The sequence below is a fragment of the Pseudomonas sp. S3_A09 genome, from assembly GCF_054668065.1.
Genome location: NZ_CP162752.1, coordinates 3,287,723 through 3,310,298, shown reverse-complemented (window position 1 = coordinate 3,310,298; position 22,576 = coordinate 3,287,723). Strand labels below are relative to the sequence as shown.

The following is a 22,576-nucleotide window of genomic DNA, read 5'->3' as shown; positions in this document are numbered from 1 at the left end:
CGATGTCACGCAGACATGGCCAATCGGGTGATTTCCCTGTGTCCTACGGCGTTGACCCGTAAAGCCTGGGACTCATTGATCACACTGATCCAGTTCGACTGCAGAAACAGTTGCAACAACCCCCCGCCCAACGCGCCGCCCAGATGAGGTTGGTGCTGGCTCCAGTCAAAACAATTACACACCAGCGGCGACGCCAGGGCCTGGGTAAAAATCCCCAGGTTTGCCAGGCGCTGCGCGCCCTTGACCGTGACATCGGCACGCTGCTCATGACGTTCTATCCAACCCTCTTCCAGCAGATGCTGATACAACTGCGCGCCCAATTCGCCGCCGAGGTGGCCATGGCACAACCGCGCATGGCGTAACAACGCCGGAGCAACCAGCGCTGGCGGTAGTGCCTCCGGCGCTCTGCGTGCGGCGCACGCCACGGTGGTCCTGGCCAAGGCATCAATAGCGGCGCTGACATCAGGCGCCGCAACACGGAACAAACGCTTGCCACGCCTGGCTTCCACTCGCAACACACCACTTGCCGTCAGTCGCGCCAGATGCGCGTTGGCGGATGTCGGTGACAACCCGGCAAGCGTCGCCAACTCGACGGGTGATTTGGCCGAGCCATCCATCAAGGCCCACAACATGGCGGTACGTTTGGGTTCGGCGAGCAAGCTGGCGATCTGACTGATGCAAAGTGCAGCTTCCATCTTTTCACTCCCTGTCGATTTATTTTTCTGCTGAAGTAGGCCCCAAAGTATAGGGGCGCAAACCGCCGGTTCCACGGCGTCTGACAGCGTAGAGAGGGACAAGATCTGAGTGAAATTTCCTGCTTTGATGGAGTCCGTTACGTTGTGCTGGATCGCTCTGGCAATTGGGCGGTCAATGTCGCACAGCGGGACACGAGCATTTCCCGCAACAAGTTAACGGGTTTGCTCAATTGCGCCCGATGGGCACACAGCAGATTGAGCGGCGTGCGCTCGCCACGCAGCTCCGGCAGGATAAGGCGCAAGCGCCCGGCCAACACGTCGGTACTCACATCCAGCCACGACTTGTAGGCAATGCCGACACCCGCCACCGCCCAGCGGCGGACCACATCGGCATCGTCACTGAACCGGTCGCCGGTAACCGTCAGGCTGACTTCACGCTTGCCGTCGTGAAAGGTCCAGTGATCGTGGACCCGGCTGCCGAGCATATACAGCAGGCAATTGTGCTGGGCCAGTTGTCCCAGATGCCGGGGCTCACCATAACGTGCGAGATAGCCGGGAGAGGCACACAACACACGCACATTGTCCGGGGCGACGGGCAGCGCGATAAGGCTGGAGTCTTCAGGTTCACCATAGCGCAGGGCGATATCCACCGGCTGACGGAACAGATCGGCAATCCGATCGCCCAACAATAGCCGTACCGTGAGTTGCGGGTAGTCACGCTGGAATTCATCCAGCCAGGGCAACAGCTGATTGCGTCCGAAATCCGACGGGGCCGACAATTGCAGCACACCACTGACATGGTCCTGCCCGCTGGCCAATAAGCGTCGCCCTTCATCCAGCGAGCTCAAGGCAGCACGGGCATATTCCAGGAAGCCTTCACCTTCGGCGGTCAGGCGCAGGCTGCGAGTGGAGCGTGCCAGCAAACGCGTATTCAGTTGCTGTTCGATACGCTTGAGCGCCGCACTCGCCACCGCTGGCGACAGGTCCATCACCCGTGCCGCAGCCGACAGGCTACCCAGGTCTGCCGCACGTACAAACAACTGCAAATCATCAAAACGCAGCATGCATTACTGTCCATTATCAAAATTTTGTTGAAACAGACTGCTGTTTTAGCCGCTTTTATCTGCGCGGGAAATAGCCAATCATCTACGCATCCCGTTCATCACGTGTCTGGAGTTGAATATGCCCACTGCCTTTAACGTCATCGCCACGCTGATCGCCAAACCCGGCCAACAGGCCACCCTGGAAACCTTGCTGCGCGGCCTGTTGGAACCCACTCGCCTGGAAGCCGGTTGCGAGCAGTACGACCTGCACCAGGATCTGCAACACCCCGAAACGTTCTACATGCTCGAGCGCTGGAGCGACGACGCGGCGTTGGCCGACCACGACCAGAGCGCGCATATCCAGAGCTTTCGCGCCAAAGCCGCTGATGTGATCGAACACTTCGAACTCAAGCGCCTGAAATTTCTCGCCTGATCATCACCATTTTTCTGTAGGCGCGAGCTTGCTCGCGAAAATCGTCAACGAAAACGCAGCGTGTCTGGTTTAACGCGGCGCCCTTGAGTGTTTCGCGAGCAAGCTCGCGCCTACAGTCGGTTAACCTTGTTTTCTGGAGACATCATGAAAGCCATTGCCTACTACGCCTCACTGCCGATCAACGATCCAAATGCCCTGCAAGACATCGAACTGCCAGCGCCTGTCGCCGGCCCGCGTGACCTGTTGGTGGAAGTCAAAGCCATCTCGGTCAACCCGGTGGACACCAAGGTTCGCCAGAACGTCGCCCCGGAAAAGGGTGCGGCCAAGGTACTGGGTTGGGACGTGGCCGGTGTGGTCAAGGCCGTCGGCAGCGACGTGACGCTGTTCAAGGCGGGTGACAACGTGTTTTACGCCGGTTCCCTGGTGCGTCCGGGCGGCAACAGCGAACTGCATACCGTGGATGAGCGCATCGTCGGGCATATGCCGAAAAGCCTGGGTTTTGCCGAAGCTGCCGCGTTGCCGCTGACCGCCATCACCGCCTGGGAATTGCTGTTCGAACGCCTGCAAGTGCAGGAAGGTCAACAGGACAACGGCCAGAGCCTGTTGATCGTCGGTGCCGCCGGTGGCGTGGGGTCGATCCTGACTCAACTGGCCAGCCAACTCACCGGGTTGAAAGTGATCGGCACCGCTTCGCGTCCGGAAACACAAGAGTGGACCAAGGCCCTCGGCGCCGACCTGGTGATCGACCACAGCCAACCGCTGAGCGATGCGCTGAAAGCCGCCGGCCATCCGCAGGTGACCCACGTCGCCAGCTTGACCCAGACAGATCATCACCTGGACCAGTTGGTCGAAGCCCTGCAGCCCCAGGGCAAGCTGGCGCTGATTGACGATCCCAAGACGCTGGACGTCAGCAAGCTCAAGCGCAAGAGCCTGTCGCTGCATTGGGAATTCATGTACACGCGCTCGATGTTCGAGACCCCGGACATGATCGAACAGCACAACCTGCTCAACCGAGTGGCCGAACTGATCGACGCCGGCACCCTGAAAACCACGGTGGGTGAGCACTTCGGTGTGATCAATGCCGCAAACCTGCGGCGTGCCCATGCGCTGCTGGAAAGCGGCAAGGCCAAGGGCAAGATCGTGCTGGAAGGCTTCTGAACAACTAGCTGTCAGGGTCGTCCATTATTCATGTGAGTAATGGACGACACCGCTAGTCAGAGAGTTGACCTTTGTCATATTTGTGAGCGTATTCGGGTTTATATTGGCCGCCTTTGCCACGATTCTTTTACGTGAGGAAGTCAGCAATGAAAATCCTGATAAAAGCGTTAGCAAAATCCGCAGGCAATAAATGGCAGGTCCGTCTCGACCAAGACGCTTTCACCTTCCGCACCGAGGCCGAAGCCCGTGCCTTTGCCGACACCCTGCAAGCCCGTATCCAGGCGCCCCACCGTTTTCCGAACAGTCAGCAACGCTCCGCCGCTGGCTGACCCGCTGTTCAGACCTGAGCCTGCAACGCCCGTTTACGTTGCAGGCGCTGGGTTGACATCGCAATCGTCACCGCCAACACACCGCACAAGCTGATGACCATCGCCATCGGCATCGCCGTGCCGTCGTGCAAAACCCCAACCAACGACGCCGCCCCCGCCGCGACGCCAAACTGAATGCAACCGAGCAACGCCGAGGCGCTACCGGCCCGTGCGCCCTGCCCACTCATGGCACAGGCCGAGGTATTCGGCAAAATGCAGCCCAGGCTGGCAATGCAGATAAACAGCGGTACCAGCAATGGCCACAGCGCATCGGTGCGCAACGATGCAATACCGAGCAAGCTCAACGCCGCCAACAGGTAGACCCACACACTGCGCGACAACAGGAACGCCGGGCCGCGTTTGGACAGCAACCGCGCGTTGACCTGCGCCACCAGGATAAAGCCTGCGGCATTGGAACCGAACAGCCAGCCGTAATGCTCAGCCGGCACGCCGTAGAGCTGGATGAAGACGAAAGGTGAACCGGCGATGTAGGCAAACATCCCGGCAATCGAGATACCGCCGGTGAGGGCATAGCCCAGGTAGACCCGGTCCGACAACAACGCCGCATAGCGACGCAGCGACCCGGACAACGGCTGACGCGGCTGATGGGCCGGAAAGGTTTCCGGCAGCCCGACCGCCACGGCGATGGCCGCCATCACGCTGAAGATCGACAGCGCCAGGAAAATCGACTGCCAGCCCCACAGCCCAACCATCAGCCCGCCGGCCAGCGGTGCGAGGATCGGCGCCAGGCCGGTGACCAGCATCAACTGGGAAAACACTTTGGCCGAGCCAACCGCATCGCATTTGTCACTGACCACCGCGCGGGAAATCACCATACCGGCGCAGCCACCGAGGGCCTGCACAAAACGCGCGCCGATCAGCCATTCCAGCGACGGCGCAAAGGCGCAGGCAAAGGACGCAAGGGTAAACAGGGTGACACCACTGAGCAGCGGGCCGCGGCGGCCAAAGCGGTCAGCCAGTGGGCCATAGATCAACTGACCGAGGGCCAGCCCACCGAAATACACCGCCAGGGTCAGCTGGATGTGTTTTTCATCGGTCGCGAAGGCCTTGGCCATGGCCGGAAAGCCGGGCAGGTAGAAATCGATCGCCAATGGCGCGAAGGCGCTCAAAGCACCCAGAATCAGAATTATGCGGAGGTTCATCGGGCACCCAAGTGAGACGGCAGCCCGATAGTCTAGCCGCGCTTGGGCGCATTGAACACGATAGCTCGCTAACTATTTATCCGCGTCAGGCAAGCTTGACGCTGTAGCCCTCTTCGGTGATCGCCTGGATCACTTGTTCGGCAGACAAACGGCTTTCGACGCCCACTTCCTTTGCCGCCAGGTCGACTTTCACACTGGCCGCCGGATCCTGGCTCTGCACTGCCTGGGTCACCGCTCGAACGCAATGGCCGCAGGTCATTCCTTCAACGCTGAATACTTGCATGACATGACTCCTTTGATGAGGTTGGACCCAGTCTTGACCTTGCCACGATGGCAAGGTCAAGTTCTGAAAACATCTGCCGGGCTGGTATTTGGCCGCTTCAAAGGCCAAGCTTCACCCATCTTTGATTCACACCACGGAGCATTCGCCATGCGCTGGTCGTTTTTTGCCCTTGCTGGCCTGATGAGCTTGTCGGCCGCTGCGCCCCAAGCCCTCGCCGCAGAAGACTATGCGGTGCTGATCATTTCCCGGGAACGCCTGGAAGTGCCGACCAACTGCGAAATCGGCCTGTACCTGAATGACCAGCTGGCAGGCCGGCTGTTCCAGGAACAGGCCACTTCGTTCAACCTGCCGGCGGGAAACCTGTCCTTGCGCCTGAAGCTGCTGCCGGGCCAATCCCCTGGCTGCCTGCCGGGGATGCTGGCGCCGCCGGCGCAGAACATCACGCTCAAGGCCGGGGATGTACGCAAACTGCGTATTGCCCAAGGCTCGGATGGCATGTATCTCAAGCCCGCTGCATTGGAATATTAAAGGCGCTTGACCTTCCCCACAGGTCAAGGTTGATCCTAGGGGCAACTTCTCTTGGAGGACTGCCCCATGAATGGATCCACCACCTTTGACCTGCCCATCAGCGGCATGACCTGCGCCAGCTGTGCCGGCCGGGTCGAGCGTGCACTGGGTAAGGTGCCGGGGGTGCAAAGCGTCAGCGTCAATCTGGCCAACGAACGCGCCCACGTTGAAGTGCTCGGCCAGATGGACCCGGGCGTGCTGATCGCCGCCGTCGACAAAGCCGGCTACACCGCCACCCTCCCCCAGAGCGAAACGGCCACCGACGCGAATCAAGCCCAGCGCCTGCAACGCGAGCGTTGGTCGCTGCTGCTGGCGATCCTGCTGGCATTGCCGCTGGTGCTGCCGATGCTGGTGGAGCCGTTCGGCCTGCACTGGATGCTGCCCGCCTGGGCACAGTTTGCCCTGGCAACCCCCGTGCAATTCATCTTCGGCGCACGCTTCTATATTGCCGCCTGGAAAGCCGTGCGTGCCGGTGCCGGCAACATGGACCTGCTGGTGGCCATCGGCACCAGTGCCGGTTACGGCCTGAGTATTTATGAATGGCTCACCGCGCACCCCGGCATGGCACCGCACCTGTACTTCGAAGCCTCCGCGGTCGTGATCGCCCTGGTGCTGCTGGGTAAATACCTGGAGAGCCGCGCCAAGCGCCAGACCGCCAGCGCTATCCGCGCCCTGGAAGCCCTGCGTCCGGAGCGGGCGGTTCGGGTGATTGAAGGCCGTGAAGAAGATGTCGCCATCAATGCCCTGAAACTCAATGATCTCGTGCTGGTAAAGCCCGGCGAACGCTTCCCGGTAGACGGTGAAGTGGTCGAAGGACAAAGCCATGCGGACGAAGCCTTGATCAGCGGCGAAAGCCTACCCGTCCCCAAACAACCCGGCGATAACGTCACCGGCGGCGCCATCAATGGCGAAGGCCGCCTGCTGGTACGCACCCTGGCCCTCGGGGCTGAGAGCGTGTTGGCGCGGATCATCCGCCTGGTTGAAGACGCCCAGGCCGCCAAGGCCCCGATCCAGAAACTGGTGGATAAAGTCAGCCAGGTGTTCGTCCCAGCCGTGTTGGTGCTGGCATTGGTGACATTGGCGGGCTGGTGGCTGTATGGCGCGCCCCTCGAGACCGCGATCATCAATGCCGTCGCCGTGCTGGTGATCGCCTGCCCTTGCGCCCTGGGCCTTGCTACACCCACCGCGATCATGGCCGGTACAGGCGTTGCCGCGCGCCACGGCATCCTGATCAAAGACGCCGAAGCCCTGGAACGCGCCCATGAAGTGAGCGCCGTGGTCTTCGACAAGACCGGCACCCTCACCTCCGGCGCGCCGAAGATCGCCCACCTGACGGCAGTGGATGGCAACGAGGCCTTGTTGCTGCAACAGGCCGGGGCGTTGCAACGCGGCAGCGAACACCCGTTGGCAAAGGCCGTGTTGGATGCCTGCAACGAACAAGGTCTGGCAGTGGCCGACGTGACGGCCAGCCAATCCCTGACCGGGCGCGGCATTGCCGGCACGCTGGATGGCCGGCAATTGGCCTTGGGCAATCGTCGCCTGCTGGAAGAAAGCGGCTTGAGCGCAGGCAATCTGGCCGACTCCGCCAAGGCTTGGGAGGCAGAAGGCCGCACCTTGTCCTGGCTGATCGAGCAAGGCGCACAACCCCGAGTGCTTGGGCTGTTCGCGTTTGGCGATACCCTCAAACCCGGTGCGCTGGAAGCGGTGCAGCAACTCAAGGCCCAGCGGATCAGCAGCCACCTGCTTACCGGTGACAATCGCGGCAGTGCCCACGTGGTGGGCGAGGCGTTGGGTATCGAAGACGTGCACGCCGAAGTATTGCCCGCCGACAAAGCCGCCACTGTTACAGAGCTGAAAAAGACCGGCGTGGTGGCCATGGTCGGTGACGGCATCAACGATGCCCCGGCCCTGGCCGCTGCCGACATCGGCATCGCCATGGGCGGCGGCACCGACGTGGCCATGCACGCCGCCGGTATCACCCTGATGCGCGGCGATCCGCGCCTGGTGCCGGCCGCGCTGGAGATCAGCCGCAAGACCTACGCAAAGATCCGCCAAAACCTGTTCTGGGCCTTTGTGTATAACCTGATCGGCATCCCCCTGGCGGCGTTCGGCCTGCTCAACCCGGTGCTGGCCGGCGCGGCGATGGCCTTGTCCAGCGTCAGCGTGGTGAGCAATGCGTTACTGTTGAAGACTTGGAAACCGGAGCACCTGGAGGATCAACGCCCATGAACATCGGCCAAGCCGCACGCCAGAGTGGGTTGAGTGCCAAGATGATTCGTTACTACGAATCCATCGGCCTGCTCAAAGCCGCCCATCGCACCGACAGTGGCTACCGCGTATACGGCCAGGATGACTTGCACACCCTGGCGTTTATCAAGCGCTCGCGGGATCTGGGGTTTTCATTGGAAGAGGTGGGCAAGCTGCTGACCCTGTGGCAGGACCGGCAAAGGGCCAGCGCCGATGTGAAGGCCTTGGCGCGCCAGCATATCGAGGAGCTGAACCAGAAGATTCTGGAACTGGGGCAACTGCGCGATACCTTGCAGGACCTGGTGGAGCACTGCCAGGGCGATCATCGGCCGGATTGTCCGATTCTCAAGGAGTTGGCGTCCGGTAGCTGCTGCGCCTGATGGAATCTATCTGAATACCTGCGAACCCAATGTGGGAGCGGGCGTGCTCGCGAAGGCGGTGGATCAGTCAGCACACGTATCGACTGACACTCCGCTTTCGCGAGCACGCCCGCTCCCGCATTTTTGCGCTTCATCTACCCAAAGATCATTGCATCCAAGGCGGTGGCGGTTCTTCCGCCTTCTTGCTCTGTGGCGCTTCATCCTCCGCCCGAATCGCCTGGCGACGCTCTTCATCCAGCCGCGCCGCTTCGATTTCACGAATCACACCGCCGACATCCGCCAGCTCTTCGGGCTCATCGAACTCGCCGGTCAATACACTGGCCGGGTGCAGGGTCCCGGCTTCGTACAGCGCCCACATTTCCTTGGCGTACTTGGTCTTCTTCAACTCCGGAGCAAAGCGCCCGAAGTAGGAAGCCATGTTGCCCACATCCCGTTCCAGCATGCTGAAAGCGTGGTTATTACCCGCAGCATCTACCGCCTGGGGCAGGTCGATAATCACCGGACCGGTTGGCGTGAGCAGCACGTTGAACTCGGACAGGTCACCGTGCACCAGACCGGTACACAGCATCAGCACGATCTGGGAAATCAGGAAGGCGTGGTATTCGCGCGCCTGGTCCGGCTCCAGTACCACGTCGTTCAGACGCGGTGCCGCATCGCCGTACTCGTCGGCCACCAATTCCATCAGCAATACGCCTTCGAGGAAGTCGAACGGCTGGGGCACGCGAACGCCCGCACCGGCCAGGCGGAACAACGCCGCGACTTCGGCGTTCTGCCAGGCATCTTCAGTTTCTTTCTTGCCGAACTTGGACCCCTTGGCCATGGCCCGGGCCTGCCGGCTGTTACGGACCTTACGGCCCTCCTGGTATTCGGACGCTTGACGAAAACTTCGTTTGTTCGCCTCCTTGTAAACCTTGGCGCAACGCAATTCGTTGCCGCAGCGCACCACATAAACAGCTGCTTCTTTACCACTCATGAGTGGGCGCAGCACTTCGTCGACCAGACCGTCTTCGATCAGGGGTTCAATGCGTTTAGGAGTCTTCATCAGCTTTTATTGTGGGTCCTTTATTACCAAATACGCGTATGGCACTCGTTATACGGCAATCAGCTCGCCGGTGGGAGGGGCTACCGACCGTTGATCACTTAAGAATGCATCCAATATGCCAGTTTCAGCGCTCAATAATCGCCGTCACCCCTTGCCCGCCCGCTGCACAGATGGAAATCAGCCCTCGGCCCTTGCCTGCCGCGTCGAGCAACTTGGCCAGATTGGCGACGATACGTCCACCTGTGGCGGCAAATGGGTGCCCGGCGGCCAGGGAGCTGCCTTTCACATTGAGTCGACTACGGTCGATGGCGCCCAGGGGCGCGTCAAGTCCCAGACGCGTCTTGCAATAGTCCGCATCTTCCCAGGCCTTGAGCGTGCACAACACTTGGGCAGCGAACGCTTCGTGGATTTCGTAGTAATCGAAGTCCTGCAGCGTCAGACCATTCCTCGCCAGTAAGCGCGGTACCGCGTACACCGGCGCCATCAGCAAGCCTTCGGCGCCGTTTACGAAGTCCACTGCCGCCGCTTCGCCATCGCGCAGATACGCCAGGATCGGCAAACCACGCTCCTGGGCCCAGGCCTCACTGCCCAGCAGTACCAGCGAGGCGCCATCGGTGAGCGGCGTGGAGTTGCCGGCAGTGAGCGTGCCCTTGTCGCTGCGTTCGAAGGCAGGCTTGAGGGCGGCGAGTTTTTCCAGGGTCAGGTCGGGCCGCAGGTTGTTGTCGCGGGTCAGGCCCAGAAACGGGGTAAGTAAATCGTTGTGCCAGCCTTCGGCGTAGGCGGCGGCCATTTTCTGGTGGCTTTCCAGCGCCAGCTGGTCCTGCTCGGCACGGGGAATCTGCCAGGTCTGTGCCATCAATTCACAGTGCTGGCCCATGGACAAGCCGGTGCGGGGTTCGCCGTTGCGCGGCAGTTCCGGCTTGAGATGATGAGGACGAAGTTGTAACAGGACTTTTAATTTGGCTGCCATGGATTTGCTGCGGTTGGCTTGCAGCAGGATCTTGCGCAGGCCTTCATTCACACCGATGGGTGCGTCGGAGGTGGTGTCCACTCCACCCGCAATCCCGCACTCGATCTGGCCCAGGGCGATTTTATTGGCCACCAGCAACGCCGCTTCCAGCCCCGTGCCACACGCCTGTTGAATGTCGTAGGCCGGGGTCTGCGGCGACAGGCGCGAGCCGAGCACACATTCGCGGGTCAGGTTGAAGTCACGGGAATGCTTGAGCACCGCGCCGGCAGCCACCTCGCCCATGCGCAGGCCGTGCAGGTTGTAGCGTTCGATCAGGCCTTCCAGGGCAGCTGTCAGCATCGCCTGGTTGCTCGCCGTGGCATAGGGGCCGTTGGAGCGGGCGAAAGGAATGCGATTACCGCCAATGATCGCTACACGGCGCAATTGAGTCATGGAAAGCTCCCTGATGGTTGTGGGTGGAATCACCAAGCCTAGCCTAGGCTCAATCGAACGACTGCCACCCTGGGGTGGTCAACCCTTTGAACCCCAGCCTTCGGAGAGCGTTCCATGTCTGACCGTTATATCGACTTCGCCAACTCAAGCCTCGGCCATCGCCTGGTCGCCGCCATTGGCCTGCCGTCACCGGTACGCCTGGAACGCTGGCAAGCCGGGCGTCTGCGTCCGGTGGAAGGAGCGCTGCTGCTGGGCGGCGGTACGCTGGTGAGCAATGTGCAGGCATTTGCCAACAGACTCACCGACGCCATTTACACGTACGGCAGCGAGACGTCGACGTGGATTCCCGGCCACGGCCCCAAGCTGAAAGCCGTGGTGTTCGACGCCAGCCATTTGCAACACACAGACCAACTTAAACAACTGCGCGAGTTCTTCCAGCCGCTGCTGAAAAATCTCGATAACAGCGCCCATCTGGTGATCCTCGGTCGCGCGCCGGAAACCCTCAGCGACCCGTTTGCCGCTAGCGCCCAGCGCGCTCTTGAAGGTTTCAGCCGCTCGCTGGCCAAGGAACTGCGCAATGGCGGCGTGTTGCAATTGCTCTACGTCGGCGACGGTGCCGAAGACCAACTGGAAGGCGCGCTGCGCTTTTTTCTCTCGCCGAAAAGTGCGTATATCTCCGGCCAAGTGATTCGCCTGCAAGCGTGCGCCACTCCGGTTGAGGATTGGACGCGGCCACTGGCCGGGCGCAAGGCACTGGTCACCGGCGCCGCCCGTGGCATTGGCGCGTCCATCGCTGAAACGCTGGCCCGCGACGGTGCCGAAGTGATCCTGCTCGACGTGCCCCAGGCCAAGGCCGACCTCGAAGCCCTGGCCGCGCGCCTGGGTGCACGCACCGTCGCGCTGGATATCTGTGCTGAAGACGCTCCCAGCCAATTGATCGAACAGTTGCCCGATGGCCTCGACATTCTGGTGCACAACGCCGGGATCACCCGTGACAAAACCTTGGCCAACATGACGCCGGAATACTGGGACGCGGTGCTGGCGGTCAACCTCAATGCGCCACAGGTGCTGACCAAGGCGCTGCTCGACAGCGGCACCCTGCATGACAACGCCCGCGTGGTGTTGCTGGCGTCGATCAGCGGCATCGCCGGCAACCGTGGGCAGACCAATTACGCCGCGAGCAAGGCCGGGTTGATCGGCCTCGCACAAGCGTGGGCACCGTTGCTCAAGGAACGCGGTATCAGTATCAACGCCGTGGCCCCCGGTTTTATCGAAACCCAGATGACCGCGCATATCCCCTTCGCGTTGCGTGAGGCCGGGCGGCGCATGAGTTCGTTGGGCCAGGGCGGCCTGCCGCAAGACGTCGCAGAGGCCGTGGCCTGGCTGGGCCAACCGGGTTCCGGAGCGGTCAGCGGGCAAGCGTTGCGGGTGTGTGGGCAAAGCCTCTTGGGAGCATAAGCATGCAATGGAAGACGCTAGGCACTACTCCCTTTTTGCCGCCGCTGTATTGGCGCGCAGCGCTCAAACGCAAGATCACCGGCAGCACGTTGCCCGAACAGGGATTGCGCTGTCGGGTGAGCATCAATCCCAAGCACGTGGCGGCGTATCGCAAGGTCTGCGGTTTTTCCGACAGCCCGGTCTTGCCGGCGACGTATCCCCATATCATGGCGTTCGGATTGCAGATGCAGTTGCTGACGGACAAAGACTTTCCGTTCCCACTGCTGGGGTTGATTCACCTGAGTAACCGCATCCGCATTCATCGCCCGCTGGGTGGGGTGAGCGAATTGTCCGTCGGTGTCCACACGCAGAACCTCAAGCCCCACCCCAAGGGCGCGACCTTTGATCTGATCACCACCGTCGAGGACTCACTCGGCCTGCTATGGGAAGCCGAAAGCCGCATGTTGTGCCGAGGCGTAAAACTGCAAGGTGAACCCGAGGATGACGCCCAGCCCGCCCCCACTCAGGTCAGCGAACTGACCCGCTGGAAGGCCCCCGCCGATATTGGCCGCCGTTATGCCCGGGTCTCCGGCGACTACAACCCCATCCACCTCAGCGCCTTGACCGCCAAGCTGTTCGGTTTTCCCCAAGCCATCGCCCACGGGCTGTGGAACAAGGCGCACACCCTCGCCGCCCTTGGCGAACACTTGCCCGCCGCCAATATCGAGATCAGCGTTGAGTTCAAAAAACCCGTGCGCCTGCCCGGAGAAGTAACGTTATTGGCCAGCGCCGCCGGGTCCAGCGGCGAGTTGTGGTTAAAAGGCGCGGGCGGTATTGAACATATGGTTGGCAACTGGCAACCGATCGCCTGAAATAAACTGATTAATTGTATATATACACCCTAAGTACTAGCGGACTTTTTTAAGTCCGCTTTTTTATTTAACTTATTGTTTTTTAATAAATAAACATCTTGATACATCCTCCCCTTACGCCCTTGGTATTAGTCGCTTAGCCGATACACTGCTGCGGTATATAAATCGTTAATACCAAGTAGAGCATTGAGAGAAGGCACCGCCGGGGCTGTTATAGCCACACGGACAAACACATCACGACCTCGAGAAGCAGTGAGTGTTTGAAGACAACCAAGGTTGTACAGGTGCAAGGAACTCAATCATGAAAACTCAAGTAGTGTTTTGGAAAGCAAGTACCGCGCTGGCCCTGGCAGTAGCACTGGCACTCGGCGGCTGCAGCAGCGGTGGTGGTGGGCATAAATCCAGCGTGGCATCGTCCTCACCGGATGCGGGTGCGGGAACGGGTGGTGGCACCGGTGGCGGTGATGGTGGAACCGGTGGTGGCACTGGTGGCGGTACTGGCGGTGGCACAGATGGTGGTACTGGCGGAGGCACTGGTGGCGGTACCGGCGGTGGCACTGGTGGCGGCACCGGTGGCGGTACTGGCGGAGGTACTGGTGGCGGCACAGGCGGTGGCACCGGTGGCGGCACAGGCGGTGGCACCGGTGGCGGCACAGGCGGTGGCACAGGCTCGACAACCACTCCCCTGGTGACTGGCCAGATTGTCGGCACTCTGGGCGGTACTGTCGGTAATGTGGGTGCTGCGGTTGGCGACCTTGGCGACACCTTGAACAACGTTCCCATCGTCGGCACCACCGCTGGCGGTCTCGTCACCGCTACCGGCGACGCCGTCACCAGCATTGGTACCGGCGTGACTGCCGGCCTGGGCTCCCTGGGCACCAACAGCAATTCCCTCGGCATCACCGTGGCGGGCGTCGGTAACGGCGTTGCCGACCTGGGTGACGGCCTTTCGACCACCGGCAAATCCCTGTCGACCACACTGGGCGGTATTCCAGTGGTGGGCGGCTTGACCGGCGGTGTCGGCGGTGCTGCCGGCGGCCTGGTCGACAAGGTAGGTCAGACCGTCACCATGCTGGGCGATACATTGAGCACCGCCAGCACCACCGGACCGCTGGGTTCTCTCACTAACACGGTCGGCGGCAAAGTGTTGGTGCCCGTGGTCTCGCTGGTGGAAAACACCACCGGCAACCTCGGCAAGGCCACCGGCCTTGGCAACCCGGTCAATGGCCTGCTGGATAAGGTCGGCTCGACGGTGACCGGCCTGGGTGGCCAGGTCGCCAGCGCGGGCGGCACCGGCAATCCGGTTACCAACATCGTAGGTGGCGCATTGACCGGCGTCGGTGGCGTGCTCGACAAATCCGGCGGCTATGTTGCCCCAGCGGGCGGCGGCGCGAAATCCGGCCTGCCCGAGTTGGTGGGCGGCCTGATCGCCAACGTCGGTAACGGTCTGAATGTCGGCAACACTAATGGCACTGTCAGTGCCGCCGGTGTAACCGGTGGCGCCCTCGGCGGCACTGTTGCCTCCCTGGGCACGGTCATCGGTGGCAATGGCATCAGCAACACGGCAGCCACATCGCCCGTTGCCGGCTTGGCCACTCAGGTCGGTGCGGCCCTCAACCCAGTGACCTCCGGCGTCGCCAGCCTGACGCAAAATATCGGAACCACCACGGGCATCGGCGCGCCGGTCAACGGTCTGGTGACACAAGTGGGCGGCGCCGTCAGCGGTATCGGTGCCAACCTGACAGCCGCCAACGCCAACCCGATCACCAATGCCCTCGGAGGCACCGTCAGTGCGGTGGGCAGCACCGTAGGCTCGGTCGGTGGGTTGGTCACAGGCGGCACCGGCACCAGTGGAGGCCTGCTTGGCGGCCTGAACGTAGGCGCCAACGCCTCGGCGGGTGGCAGTGCAAACACCAACACCGGCAGTGGGCTGGGCGGCTTACTGAACGGCCTGACCGGCAAAAAATAGAATTGCACCTGGCCGATTAGACGGCCTCCCCTACAGCGCCTACGCTTGGTTGAGACGAGAGACCCCAATAAGTCTCTCGTCTTTTTTATGGGGCTGGAATCATGCCCTCCCGAACCGAGTCCCAGAACCCGGCGGGCCCGAAACGCTGCTGCAGTTGACCATGGAGTGTCCTATGCGCGTGTTGACGCCGATGTTAGTGCTTACCCTCAGTGCCTACGCACAGGCCGAGACCCTTCCCAACTTCCTCAACAGCAACGACACCATTCGCAACTTGCCAGTGCCCAACCTTCCCGCCGACGCCTATCGACCGGTCACGCCGCAAACCCAGGTGCCCGAAGCTCCGCCCACTCAGGGCCAGCCGCTGTTGATGGACACCAAGGTCACGATTCGCAAGCTGCAGATCGAGGGTGGCACCGTCTACCCGCTCGCCGAGACCGCCAAGGCCTACGAACCGTTGATTGGCCATGAGACCAACCTGGCGCAACTGATCGAAGCCACCCGTGGCATTACACGTCGCTACCAGCAAGACGGTTATCTGTTGTCCTACGCATTCTTGCCCCAGCAAGACTTCGAAAATGGCCTGGTGCGCGTGGTGCTGGTGGAAGGCTATATCAAGGACTACCAGCAAAGTGGCGATATCGGCTCGGTCTCGGCTTACGTCGACAAACTGGCCAATAAACTCCTGGCCGAACGCCCACTGACTCGCAAAACCTTCGAGCGCTACACCACGCTCATGGGCCGTATCCCCGGTGTCACCCTGCAAGCGCAAGTACCGCCGCCAGGCACTACCGACGGTGGCACACGCATGCAGATCACCGCCAGCCGCAAGCCCTTCACCAGCAGCATGAGCATGACCGATGACAACCGCGGTGGCCTGCAGGCCTTGCTCACTGGCACAAGCAACTCCCAAACCTCAATGGGCGAGCAGCTCAATATCAGCGGGCTGTTCCCACCTGGCGAAGATAAAGAGCACTACTACCGCGTGGGCTACAGCCAGTTCATCAATGCCGAAGGCACCCAGTTGGCGCTCGCCGCCGAACGCTACCGCGCCGACCCCAACGCCAACCTGCAACTGGACGGCGGCTTCGAGCTAAAGCCGCACCAGTCCATCGATCGCTACTCCATCGGCCTCAGCCACCCGCTGGTAGCCTCTCCGACTGAGTCGCTGACCCTCGGTACGCGCCTCTACGCAGTGGACCAGACCACACGCTACAAACTCGTGGGTTACCCCCAACGTTTCGACATCGAAACCAACCTGCGTGCCCTGGCGTTCGAAGGTGACTGGCGCAAATCCGACACCCGCCAACTGCGTATCCTCAGCGCCGGCCTGTATCAGGGAATAAATGGCCTGGGCGCCAGGACCCACAGTGATTTTGAAGGGCTCAAGCCCGACCTGGACTTTTTCCGCCTGCGCCTGTCCGGCGTACAAAGCGACAAGTTCTTCGATAACTGGCAAGGCGTACTGTCGGGCGCGTTTTACTGGAGCAATGACACCCTGCCCGACAGCGAACGCGCCACGTTCGGCGGGCAGAACTTCGGTCGTGGCTACCCTGACGATCAAGGCTCCGGTGACAAGGGTTGGGGGGTGGCTTATGAGTTCAACTACAGCTACAACCGCGCCGGCGACTGGGTGAGGATCCTGCAGCCCTATGTCGTGTTCGACCGCGCCAAGAGCTGGTTCAACGATCTGCCAGTCAAGAGCAACGATATGTCATCGGCTGCCGTAGGGCTGCGCTTCGGGGACAACAAGTACTACAACATCGCCCTGGAAGCGGCCAAGCCGATGTCGGATATCGCGCTGGACAGCTTCAACCGGCGGCCACGGTACACGTTGAGCTTCAGTTATCAGCTCTGATCCCGCCCTGTAGGCGCCGGCCTGGCGCCTACAGCCTGGATTTCGGCAGGGGAAACAGGTTGTTCAGCGTATCAATCAACCGCACCAGGTAGATCGGCTTGCGAAACAAGTCCAGCACCTGCAAGCGCAGCATATCGCTCACGTCATCCATCTCGGCATGACCGGACATCACAATCACTGGCAGGTGAGAACGTGAGGTGTGCTCACGCAGGCGTTTGATCAAGGAGATGCCGCTTTCTTCGGGCATACGCAGGTCGGTGATGACCAGGGCAATATCGGGGTGGAGTGTCAATTCTTGCAGGGCGAAGGTGACGGAGGTGGCGGTAAAACAGACAAACCCCTCATTTTCAAGGGACTCGGCAAGTTCGATCAGGGCGTCCTCTTCGTCGTCCACCAAAAGAATTTGCTGGCGGTTAGGCGAAGAGGCGCTCATGGCTGTACCTGAACAGAAAGAACTTTGATAGGCAGTTTCCACATGTACAAAGGGGCGTTCACGTCGTCATTTTAGTCGCGACGCTATCGAAGATAGACTTGATCTTATCTCCAAGCCCTGTACCGGCCCCCACGATCACCAGTGCAACCATTGCCACGATAATCGCGTACTCAATACCCGACGCGCCATCTTTACGTTGAAAAAAGAGTTGGGTCTGGACATACATCTTCAACATCAGCTCAAGGAACATGAGACTTCTCCCTAAAACGCCTTTAAAAGCCGGAACGGCTCTAGTACCAGATGATCGCGGCGTGCCGTTAGAGCATTGTCAACAAACCTCGGGCTCACAACTGTAAGAACGGATTAATCACAAAGTATTAGTCGCAAAGTTGACGCAATGACCCCGGCCTTTAAACGGTTGCGCTTCCAGTTCAGATAATTTTTTTCCGGGTTAATGGCATTTTGTCCTAGCTGAGCTACCTTCAAATAGCCAAATCGTTAGATGTTCATTACAGCCAGGTTGCGGATTAACCCGATTGGATTAAACGGGCATGCAGTGCAACGGGGAAAGGGAGAGCCGTCATGAACAGTCGCATCAGCATGGTCCTGGCCGGCTTGTTGCTGATTGGGGCATTGATCGCCGGGTACTGGGGGCTTGTATTGAGCCGCGCACCGGAGCCCGTCGCCGCCCCCGTTGCACCTGTCGTTTCCGTGGATAACACCGTCGCTGCCGTTGAAGACCAGACCCGCCAACCGGTGGTGGTGCTGGTGCACGAAGTGTCCGCCTTTACGCCACTGACCGCCGCTGACCTGGCCATAGAAAAACTGCGTACCGTACCCGCCGGCAGCCTGTCCCAGCTTGACCAAGCCATCGGTCGTATCCCCCTTCGCACCTTGGGGGCGGGCACTTGGCTCACCGAAGAAAGCTTCAGCAGCGGCGGTCCGCTCGCTCGCATGATTCGCCCGAACGAGCGGGCACTGGCCGTGGCGGTGGATGAGGTGAGCGGCGCCGGAGGCCAATTGACCCCCGGGGACTACGTGGATGTATTGCTGTTCCTGCGCCAGGATGCCAGCAACGCCGAACAGTCAGCTCATATCGTCCTTCCAGCGATGCGCCTGCTCAGCGTTGGCGACCAGTTGGGCCTGGCCAGCGATGGCACCCCCGCGGTGCCACCGCCGGCCACGGTCGAAGAACGCGCCCAGGCAGCACAACGTCGGGCCGCCGCGCGCACCGTGGTGCTGGCGGTGCCGGAGCCGCTATTGAGCCGCCTGATGCTCGCCGCCCAAGCAGGCACGTTGCGCCTGGCCGTACGCAGCGCCGAGGAGCAACTGCTCAGCCGCTACTGGGCCGGCGAAAGCGACGCATCACAAAGGCTGGAAAGCGCCAACCGCGACCTCTACCAATTCACGCAACTGGCCCTGACCGGGCCGCCCAAGCGAGTCACGTCCGCCGCAAGTGAGCCTGGCGTTCGGCGTGGCATTGAAGTCATTCGCGGTGCCCAGGCGGCTCCCCTCACCCCGTAATCGAACAAGGATGCCTTGAATGAGCCAGCGCTACGCACCCGTGTTCACGCAAATGGCCTGGGCCTTCCTGCTGTCGAGCCTGCCGCTCGGCGTGGCCTTGGCGGCGCCAGGCAATTGCAGCGCCCTGGGTCAGTTGCCTGCCGTGGTCGAGGTAGGAGAAGGTCTGCAACAAGAGCTGCAATCGCCCGTGGCCATCACCCGGCTGGCCATCGGCGACCCGAAAACCGCCGATGTGCGCGTGAATGGCGACCGTAATTTCCTGCTGACCGGCGTCTCGTCCGGCGCCACCAGCCTGTTGGTGTGGACCGCCTGCGCCCGTTCACCGCGCCAGAGCATGGTGTTCGTCAAGGGCAAGGCCACCTCGGCGCTGACCAGCCTGTCGCTGTCGCCGTCGGAAGACCCTCTGCTGCCCAGCCAGGTGCAAACCGATATTCGCTTTGTCGAGGTCAGCCGTACCAAGCTCAAGGAAGCCAGCACCCGACTTTTGGGCTCAGGCGCAAACTTTTTCTTCGGCAGCCCCAACCTGCTGTCCCCTTCGGAAGGCGTTTTCAAGCTGCCGGTAAACACTGAAGGCTTCAACGTCGGTTTCGGTGGCGGTCGGGTCAAAGCCATGATCAACGCGCTGGAGCGCAGTGGTTTCGCCTATACCCTGGCACGTCCCAGCCTGGTGGCCATGAGCGGCCAGAGTGCTTCCTTCCTGGCTGGCGGCGAGGTGCCGATCCCGGTGCCCAGCGCAGGCAGCGACACGATCTCCATCGAATACAAGGAGTTCGGCATTCGCCTGACGCTGACGCCGACAGTGATTGACCGCAACCGCATCTCCCTCAAGGTCGCACCCGAAGTCAGCGAGCTGGACTACAGCAACGCCGTGCAGATCCAAGGCATCCAGGTGCCGGCCCTGACGGTGCGCCGTACCGACACCAGCGTGTCCCTGGCCGATGGTGAAAGCTTTGTGATCAGCGGCCTGATCAGCAGCAACAACCGCTCCACCATCAACAAGTTTCCAGGGCTGGGCGATATCCCGATCCTCGGGGCGTTTTTCCGCGACTCCAATATCAGCCGCGAAGAAAAAGAGCTGTTGATGATCGTCACACCGCACCTGGTACAGCCATTGGCCGCCAACGCCCAACTGCCGTCCTTGCCCGGCGAAAAACTGCGCAGCTACGACCCGAACTGGTACCGGTTGTTTTTCCTGGAAAACGGCAATTTCGACCGCCGTAGTGGACTTTCCCAATGAGCGATAGCCTGAGCCAGACCTTTCTCGCCATCACCCGCAACACCACTGACCTGGAGTGGCTGCAGGGCGCCCTGGCGCCCCTTGGCCAGGTCGTGAGCGCCGGTACCGGCAGCCTGGACGAATTGCTCGCGCTGGTCGACGTCACCTTCGCCAACCTGGTATTCGTGGGCCTGGACCGTGAGAACCTCGTGGCCCAGAGCGCACTGATCGAAGGTGCCCTGGAGGCCAAGCCGATGCTCGCCGTGGTTGCCCTGGGCGATGGCATGGATAACCAGCTGGTCCTGAACGCCATGCGCGCCGGCGCCCGCGACTTCGTGGCCTACGGCTCACGTTCAAGCGAAGTGGCCGGCCTGGTGCGACGCCTAAGCAAGCGCTTGCCAGCCGTCGCCCACAGCGCGCAACTGGGCGGCCTGACCGTGCTGTTTGGCACCCAGAGCAATGCCGACGGAGCGATGCTGGCGACGCACCTGGCCTTGGTGGTGCAGAAAAGCGGGCAGCAAACGTTGCTGCTCGACCTGGGCCTGCCACGCAGTGACAGCCTGGCGCTGCTCGGCCTGGAAAGCACGTTCAATTTCGGCGACGCGCTGAGGCATTTGCGCCGCCTCGATTCCACCTTGATCAACAGCGCCTTCACCACAGCGCTGGACGGCTTGCGCATCCTGGCGTACGCCACCGGTGATGAACCGCTCAAACTGACCAGCGCCGCCGAATTGTTCATGCTGCTCAGCGCACTGCGCCAACATTTCCAGCATATCGTCGTGAACATTACCGGGCAGCCCGACAGCGAAGCGTTGCGCACCTTTGTCAGCCACTGCGACAAACTGCTGTGGTGCACCGACCAGAGCGTACTGGACTGCCGGCGCAACCTCGCAGTGCTCAATCGCTGGCGCGAAAAAGGCATGAAGCTTGATCATGCCAAACTGGTAGTAGACCGCTACATCAAAGCCTGCGCACCGGACATCGAAGCCCTGGAAAAAAGCTTCGGTCTTGCGTGCATCGCCGTACTGCCCCTGAGCGCGGAATTGCGCCTTAATGTGAAAAACCAGGGCCAGCCCCTGTTTGCCCTGGCCCCACGCGAACCCTTGACCCAAGCCGTGCGCACGTTGGGTGAGCTCCTGGCTAAACGTTCTGAGGGGCTTGCAAAACCGTCAATGCGTTGGTTTGAACGCCTCCTGGGATCAGGACAATGAACGGCGAAAAATTATTTGGCGGCCCCGCCCGCAGCACAAGCGGCAGCACCGATAACGACGGCCTCAAACTGGTGTTGCATCGCTACATCATTGACGCCATCGAGGAGTCGGGCAAGAACCTGCTCGAAGGCACTCGCCAATCCCTGGCGCAATTTGTCATCGACAAGGTCTCCGAGTACATCACACGCATGCGCCTGGCGATTTCGCGCTATGAGATGGAACGCCTGGCCGAAGAAATCGTCGATGAACTCACCGGTTTCGGCCCGCTTGAGGTGTTGCTGCGTGACCCGTCGGTGACCGAGATCCTGGTCAACGGCCCACACCGGGTGTTTATCGAACGTGACGGCCTGCTGCACCAGAGTGACTTGCGCTTCATTGACGATCATCACGTCGAACGCGTGATGCAGCGCATCCTCGCACCGCTGGGCCGACGCCTGGACGAGTCCTCGCCGATGGTGGATGCGCGCTTGCCCGACGGCAGCCGGGTCAATGCGATCATCCCGCCGATTGCCCTGGATGGGCCCTGCCTGTCGATTCGAAAATTCCGCAAGGACATGCTCAAAAGCACCGACCTGGTCGCCATGCAAACCATCGATCAGAGCATCTTCGAGTTCTTCCAGGAGGCCGTGGGCAAGCGCTGCAATATCCTGATCAGCGGCGGCACCGGCACCGGCAAGACCACGTTGCTGAACATTCTCAGTCAGTTGATCAACCCCCACGAACGCCTGGTGACCATCGAAGACGTGGCCGAACTGCAGTTGGGTCATCCCCATGTAGTTCGCCTGGAGACCCGCCCGCCGAATGCCGAAGGCCACGGTGAGGTACGTTCCAGCGACCTGATCCGCAACGCCCTGCGGATGCGCCCCGATCGCATCATCCTGGGCGAGATCCGCGGTGTGGAGGTGCTCGATGTAATGACCGCAATGAACACCGGCCACGACGGTTCCATGAGCACCGTGCACGCCAACAATGCCCAGGATGCGTTGCTGCGCCTGGAAACCCTGGTGGGGCTGACTGGCCGGGTGATTGCGGAGAAAACCCTGCGCCAGATGATCTGCGCCGCGCTGGACGTGATCATCCAACTGACACGCATGCCCGATGGCCGTCGCTGTGTGAGCGAGGTGGTCGAAGTCGTGGGCGTGCGCGATGACGTGTATGTCACCAATACCCTGTTCCGCCTCGACCGGCGCACCGGCTTCGGTTTCCTGCGCGAAGCCCTCAACCCGGCCGGCGACAAACTGCGCCGCGAATCGACCTTGCAGTCATAGGGAGCGTTGG

At 61.2% G+C, this 22,576-nt stretch carries 22 protein-coding genes; 14 read left to right on the top strand and 8 right to left on the bottom strand.

Features of this window, described 5'->3' with window-relative positions; translation table 11 throughout:
• Window positions 1-5 precede the first annotated feature (5 nt).
• Together AB4N92_RS15410 and AB4N92_RS15405 are read right to left on the bottom strand one after the other, a co-directional pair.
• Window positions 6-695 (bottom strand): ArsR/SmtB family transcription factor, encoded by a 690-nt coding sequence (locus AB4N92_RS15410; protein ID WP_044286588.1) that lies wholly within the window; start codon window positions 693-695, stop codon window positions 6-8.
• A gap of 137 nt (window positions 696-832) precedes the next feature.
• Entirely contained in the window at window positions 833-1,759 is a 927-nt protein-coding gene (locus AB4N92_RS15405; RefSeq protein WP_010213419.1) for a LysR family transcriptional regulator, read from the bottom strand.
• A gap of 118 nt (window positions 1,760-1,877) precedes the next feature.
• Between AB4N92_RS15405 and AB4N92_RS15400 the strand changes: the two genes are divergently transcribed.
• From AB4N92_RS15400 to AB4N92_RS15390, 3 genes are all read left to right on the top strand, one after another.
• Window positions 1,878-2,171, top strand: coding sequence for a putative quinol monooxygenase (locus tag AB4N92_RS15400; RefSeq protein ID WP_010213420.1), 294 nt, complete (start codon window positions 1,878-1,880; stop codon window positions 2,169-2,171).
• Window positions 2,172-2,315: 144 nt separating this feature from the next.
• On the top strand, window positions 2,316-3,329 hold the full coding sequence (locus AB4N92_RS15395) for a zinc-binding alcohol dehydrogenase family protein (protein ID WP_044286585.1): 1,014 nt from the start codon (window positions 2,316-2,318) through the stop codon (window positions 3,327-3,329).
• Window positions 3,330-3,475: 146 nt separating this feature from the next.
• Window positions 3,476-3,658, top strand: coding sequence for a hypothetical protein (locus tag AB4N92_RS15390; protein WP_010213424.1), 183 nt, complete (start codon window positions 3,476-3,478; stop codon window positions 3,656-3,658).
• Between the two features lie 8 nt (window positions 3,659-3,666).
• Here AB4N92_RS15390 and AB4N92_RS15385 read toward each other — a convergent pair whose 3' ends face one another.
• Both AB4N92_RS15385 and AB4N92_RS15380 read right to left on the bottom strand, forming a co-directional pair.
• A complete protein-coding gene (locus AB4N92_RS15385) occupies window positions 3,667-4,860 on the bottom strand; it encodes a multidrug effflux MFS transporter (protein ID WP_010213426.1) in 1,194 nt (397 codons plus the stop codon).
• A gap of 85 nt (window positions 4,861-4,945) precedes the next feature.
• Window positions 4,946-5,143 carry a heavy-metal-associated domain-containing protein gene (locus AB4N92_RS15380; RefSeq protein ID WP_010213427.1) on the bottom strand — a complete coding sequence of 66 codons (198 nt, stop codon included), beginning with the start codon at window positions 5,141-5,143 and terminating at the stop codon, window positions 4,946-4,948.
• 147 nt (window positions 5,144-5,290) lie between these two features.
• Between AB4N92_RS15380 and AB4N92_RS15375 the strand changes: the two genes are divergently transcribed.
• The 3 genes from AB4N92_RS15375 (at window position 5,291) to cueR (ending at window position 8,337) form a co-directional block, all read left to right on the top strand.
• On the top strand, window positions 5,291-5,671 hold the full coding sequence (locus AB4N92_RS15375; RefSeq protein WP_010213428.1) for a hypothetical protein: 381 nt from the start codon (window positions 5,291-5,293) through the stop codon (window positions 5,669-5,671).
• A gap of 66 nt (window positions 5,672-5,737) precedes the next feature.
• Window positions 5,738-7,939 carry a heavy metal translocating P-type ATPase gene (locus tag AB4N92_RS15370; RefSeq protein ID WP_236267574.1) on the top strand — a complete coding sequence of 734 codons (2,202 nt, stop codon included), beginning with the start codon at window positions 5,738-5,740 and terminating at the stop codon, window positions 7,937-7,939.
• Window positions 7,936-8,337, top strand: a complete 402-nt coding sequence (cueR, locus tag AB4N92_RS15365) for a Cu(I)-responsive transcriptional regulator (protein WP_010213432.1) — start codon at window positions 7,936-7,938, stop codon at window positions 8,335-8,337. The genes AB4N92_RS15370 and cueR overlap by 4 nt, the downstream gene beginning before the upstream one ends.
• A 145-nt stretch (window positions 8,338-8,482) precedes the next feature.
• Here the strand turns inward: cueR and AB4N92_RS15360 are convergent, their stop codons facing one another.
• Both AB4N92_RS15360 and AB4N92_RS15355 read right to left on the bottom strand, forming a co-directional pair.
• Complete coding sequence (locus AB4N92_RS15360) at window positions 8,483-9,379, bottom strand: PA4780 family RIO1-like protein kinase (protein WP_021493196.1); 897 nt, start codon at window positions 9,377-9,379, stop codon at window positions 8,483-8,485.
• A 124-nt stretch (window positions 9,380-9,503) separates the two neighbouring features.
• Window positions 9,504-10,781, bottom strand: a complete 1,278-nt coding sequence (locus AB4N92_RS15355; RefSeq protein ID WP_042570901.1) for an acetyl-CoA C-acetyltransferase — start codon at window positions 10,779-10,781, stop codon at window positions 9,504-9,506.
• A gap of 114 nt (window positions 10,782-10,895) precedes the next feature.
• Between AB4N92_RS15355 and AB4N92_RS15350 the strand changes: the two genes are divergently transcribed.
• The 4 genes from AB4N92_RS15350 to AB4N92_RS15335 all read left to right on the top strand — a co-directional run bounded on the left by AB4N92_RS15350 (window position 10,896) and on the right by AB4N92_RS15335 (window position 16,914).
• A complete protein-coding gene (locus tag AB4N92_RS15350) occupies window positions 10,896-12,239 on the top strand; it encodes a 3-oxoacyl-ACP reductase (RefSeq protein WP_236267573.1) in 1,344 nt (447 codons plus the stop codon).
• A 2-nt stretch (window positions 12,240-12,241) separates the two neighbouring features.
• Window positions 12,242-13,090 carry a MaoC family dehydratase gene (locus AB4N92_RS15345; RefSeq protein ID WP_010213436.1) on the top strand — a complete coding sequence of 283 codons (849 nt, stop codon included), beginning with the start codon at window positions 12,242-12,244 and terminating at the stop codon, window positions 13,088-13,090.
• Window positions 13,091-13,391: 301 nt separating this feature from the next.
• Window positions 13,392-15,059, top strand: a complete 1,668-nt coding sequence (locus AB4N92_RS15340) for a collagen-like triple helix repeat-containing protein (protein ID WP_167337363.1) — start codon at window positions 13,392-13,394, stop codon at window positions 15,057-15,059.
• Window positions 15,060-15,231: 172 nt separating this feature from the next.
• Window positions 15,232-16,914 (top strand): ShlB/FhaC/HecB family hemolysin secretion/activation protein, encoded by a 1,683-nt coding sequence (locus AB4N92_RS15335; protein ID WP_010213441.1) that lies wholly within the window; start codon window positions 15,232-15,234, stop codon window positions 16,912-16,914.
• A 28-nt stretch (window positions 16,915-16,942) separates the two neighbouring features.
• On the opposite strand, the gene AB4N92_RS15330 is transcribed toward AB4N92_RS15335, so the two are convergent.
• Both AB4N92_RS15330 and AB4N92_RS15325 read right to left on the bottom strand, forming a co-directional pair.
• Window positions 16,943-17,347 carry a response regulator gene (locus tag AB4N92_RS15330; protein ID WP_010213443.1) on the bottom strand — a complete coding sequence of 135 codons (405 nt, stop codon included), beginning with the start codon at window positions 17,345-17,347 and terminating at the stop codon, window positions 16,943-16,945.
• Window positions 17,348-17,405: 58 nt separating this feature from the next.
• Entirely contained in the window at window positions 17,406-17,597 is a 192-nt protein-coding gene (locus AB4N92_RS15325; RefSeq protein WP_010213444.1) for a Flp family type IVb pilin, read from the bottom strand.
• A 332-nt stretch (window positions 17,598-17,929) separates the two neighbouring features.
• On the opposite strand from AB4N92_RS15325, the gene cpaB reads away from it, so the two are divergent.
• Genes cpaB through AB4N92_RS15305 form a run of 4 tightly spaced genes read left to right on the top strand, consistent with a single transcriptional unit; the run spans window position 17,930 to window position 22,566 of the window.
• A complete protein-coding gene (gene cpaB, locus AB4N92_RS15320) occupies window positions 17,930-18,871 on the top strand; it encodes a Flp pilus assembly protein CpaB (protein ID WP_460127477.1) in 942 nt (313 codons plus the stop codon).
• A 19-nt stretch (window positions 18,872-18,890) separates the two neighbouring features.
• The gene (locus AB4N92_RS15315; RefSeq protein WP_236267258.1) at window positions 18,891-20,108 is read left to right on the top strand and encodes a type II and III secretion system protein family protein; all 1,218 of its coding nucleotides are present in this window, start codon (window positions 18,891-18,893) and stop codon (window positions 20,106-20,108) included.
• Window positions 20,105-21,298 carry a hypothetical protein gene (locus tag AB4N92_RS15310; protein WP_010213447.1) on the top strand — a complete coding sequence of 398 codons (1,194 nt, stop codon included), beginning with the start codon at window positions 20,105-20,107 and terminating at the stop codon, window positions 21,296-21,298. Before AB4N92_RS15315 ends, AB4N92_RS15310 begins: the two co-directional genes overlap by 4 nt.
• A complete protein-coding gene (locus AB4N92_RS15305) occupies window positions 21,295-22,566 on the top strand; it encodes a CpaF family protein (RefSeq protein ID WP_021493204.1) in 1,272 nt (423 codons plus the stop codon). Before AB4N92_RS15310 ends, AB4N92_RS15305 begins: the two co-directional genes overlap by 4 nt.
• Window positions 22,567-22,576: the final 10 nt, after the last annotated feature.

Excerpts from the sequence above, each read along its gene's own strand:
- AB4N92_RS15340 (WP_167337363.1), top strand. The coding sequence starts at position 13,392 with ATGAAAACTCAAGTAGTGTTTTGGAAAGCAAGTACCGCGCTGGCCCTG.
- AB4N92_RS15325 (WP_010213444.1), bottom strand. The coding sequence starts at position 17,597 with ATGTTCCTTGAGCTGATGTTGAAGATGTATGTCCAGACCCAACTCTTT.
- AB4N92_RS15400 (WP_010213420.1), top strand. The coding sequence starts at position 1,878 with ATGCCCACTGCCTTTAACGTCATCGCCACGCTGATCGCCAAACCCGGC.
- AB4N92_RS15355 (WP_042570901.1), bottom strand. The coding sequence starts at position 10,781 with ATGACTCAATTGCGCCGTGTAGCGATCATTGGCGGTAATCGCATTCCT.
- AB4N92_RS15385 (WP_010213426.1), bottom strand. The coding sequence starts at position 4,860 with ATGAACCTCCGCATAATTCTGATTCTGGGTGCTTTGAGCGCCTTCGCG.
- AB4N92_RS15335 (WP_010213441.1), top strand. The coding sequence starts at position 15,232 with ATGCGCGTGTTGACGCCGATGTTAGTGCTTACCCTCAGTGCCTACGCA.
- cpaB (WP_460127477.1), top strand. The coding sequence starts at position 17,930 with ATGAACAGTCGCATCAGCATGGTCCTGGCCGGCTTGTTGCTGATTGGG.
- AB4N92_RS15375 (WP_010213428.1), top strand. The coding sequence starts at position 5,291 with ATGCGCTGGTCGTTTTTTGCCCTTGCTGGCCTGATGAGCTTGTCGGCC.
- AB4N92_RS15380 (WP_010213427.1), bottom strand. The coding sequence starts at position 5,143 with ATGCAAGTATTCAGCGTTGAAGGAATGACCTGCGGCCATTGCGTTCGA.
- AB4N92_RS15310 (WP_010213447.1), top strand. The coding sequence starts at position 20,105 with ATGAGCGATAGCCTGAGCCAGACCTTTCTCGCCATCACCCGCAACACC.
- AB4N92_RS15405 (WP_010213419.1), bottom strand. The coding sequence starts at position 1,759 with ATGCTGCGTTTTGATGATTTGCAGTTGTTTGTACGTGCGGCAGACCTG.
- AB4N92_RS15315 (WP_236267258.1), top strand. The coding sequence starts at position 18,891 with ATGAGCCAGCGCTACGCACCCGTGTTCACGCAAATGGCCTGGGCCTTC.
- AB4N92_RS15350 (WP_236267573.1), top strand. The coding sequence starts at position 10,896 with ATGTCTGACCGTTATATCGACTTCGCCAACTCAAGCCTCGGCCATCGC.
- AB4N92_RS15410 (WP_044286588.1), bottom strand. The coding sequence starts at position 695 with ATGGAAGCTGCACTTTGCATCAGTCAGATCGCCAGCTTGCTCGCCGAA.
- AB4N92_RS15390 (WP_010213424.1), top strand. The coding sequence starts at position 3,476 with ATGAAAATCCTGATAAAAGCGTTAGCAAAATCCGCAGGCAATAAATGG.
- AB4N92_RS15305 (WP_021493204.1), top strand. The coding sequence starts at position 21,295 with ATGAACGGCGAAAAATTATTTGGCGGCCCCGCCCGCAGCACAAGCGGC.
- AB4N92_RS15360 (WP_021493196.1), bottom strand. The coding sequence starts at position 9,379 with ATGAAGACTCCTAAACGCATTGAACCCCTGATCGAAGACGGTCTGGTC.
- AB4N92_RS15395 (WP_044286585.1), top strand. The coding sequence starts at position 2,316 with ATGAAAGCCATTGCCTACTACGCCTCACTGCCGATCAACGATCCAAAT.
- cueR (WP_010213432.1), top strand. The coding sequence starts at position 7,936 with ATGAACATCGGCCAAGCCGCACGCCAGAGTGGGTTGAGTGCCAAGATG.
- AB4N92_RS15345 (WP_010213436.1), top strand. The coding sequence starts at position 12,242 with ATGCAATGGAAGACGCTAGGCACTACTCCCTTTTTGCCGCCGCTGTAT.
- AB4N92_RS15370 (WP_236267574.1), top strand. The coding sequence starts at position 5,738 with ATGAATGGATCCACCACCTTTGACCTGCCCATCAGCGGCATGACCTGC.
- AB4N92_RS15330 (WP_010213443.1), bottom strand. The coding sequence starts at position 17,347 with ATGAGCGCCTCTTCGCCTAACCGCCAGCAAATTCTTTTGGTGGACGAC.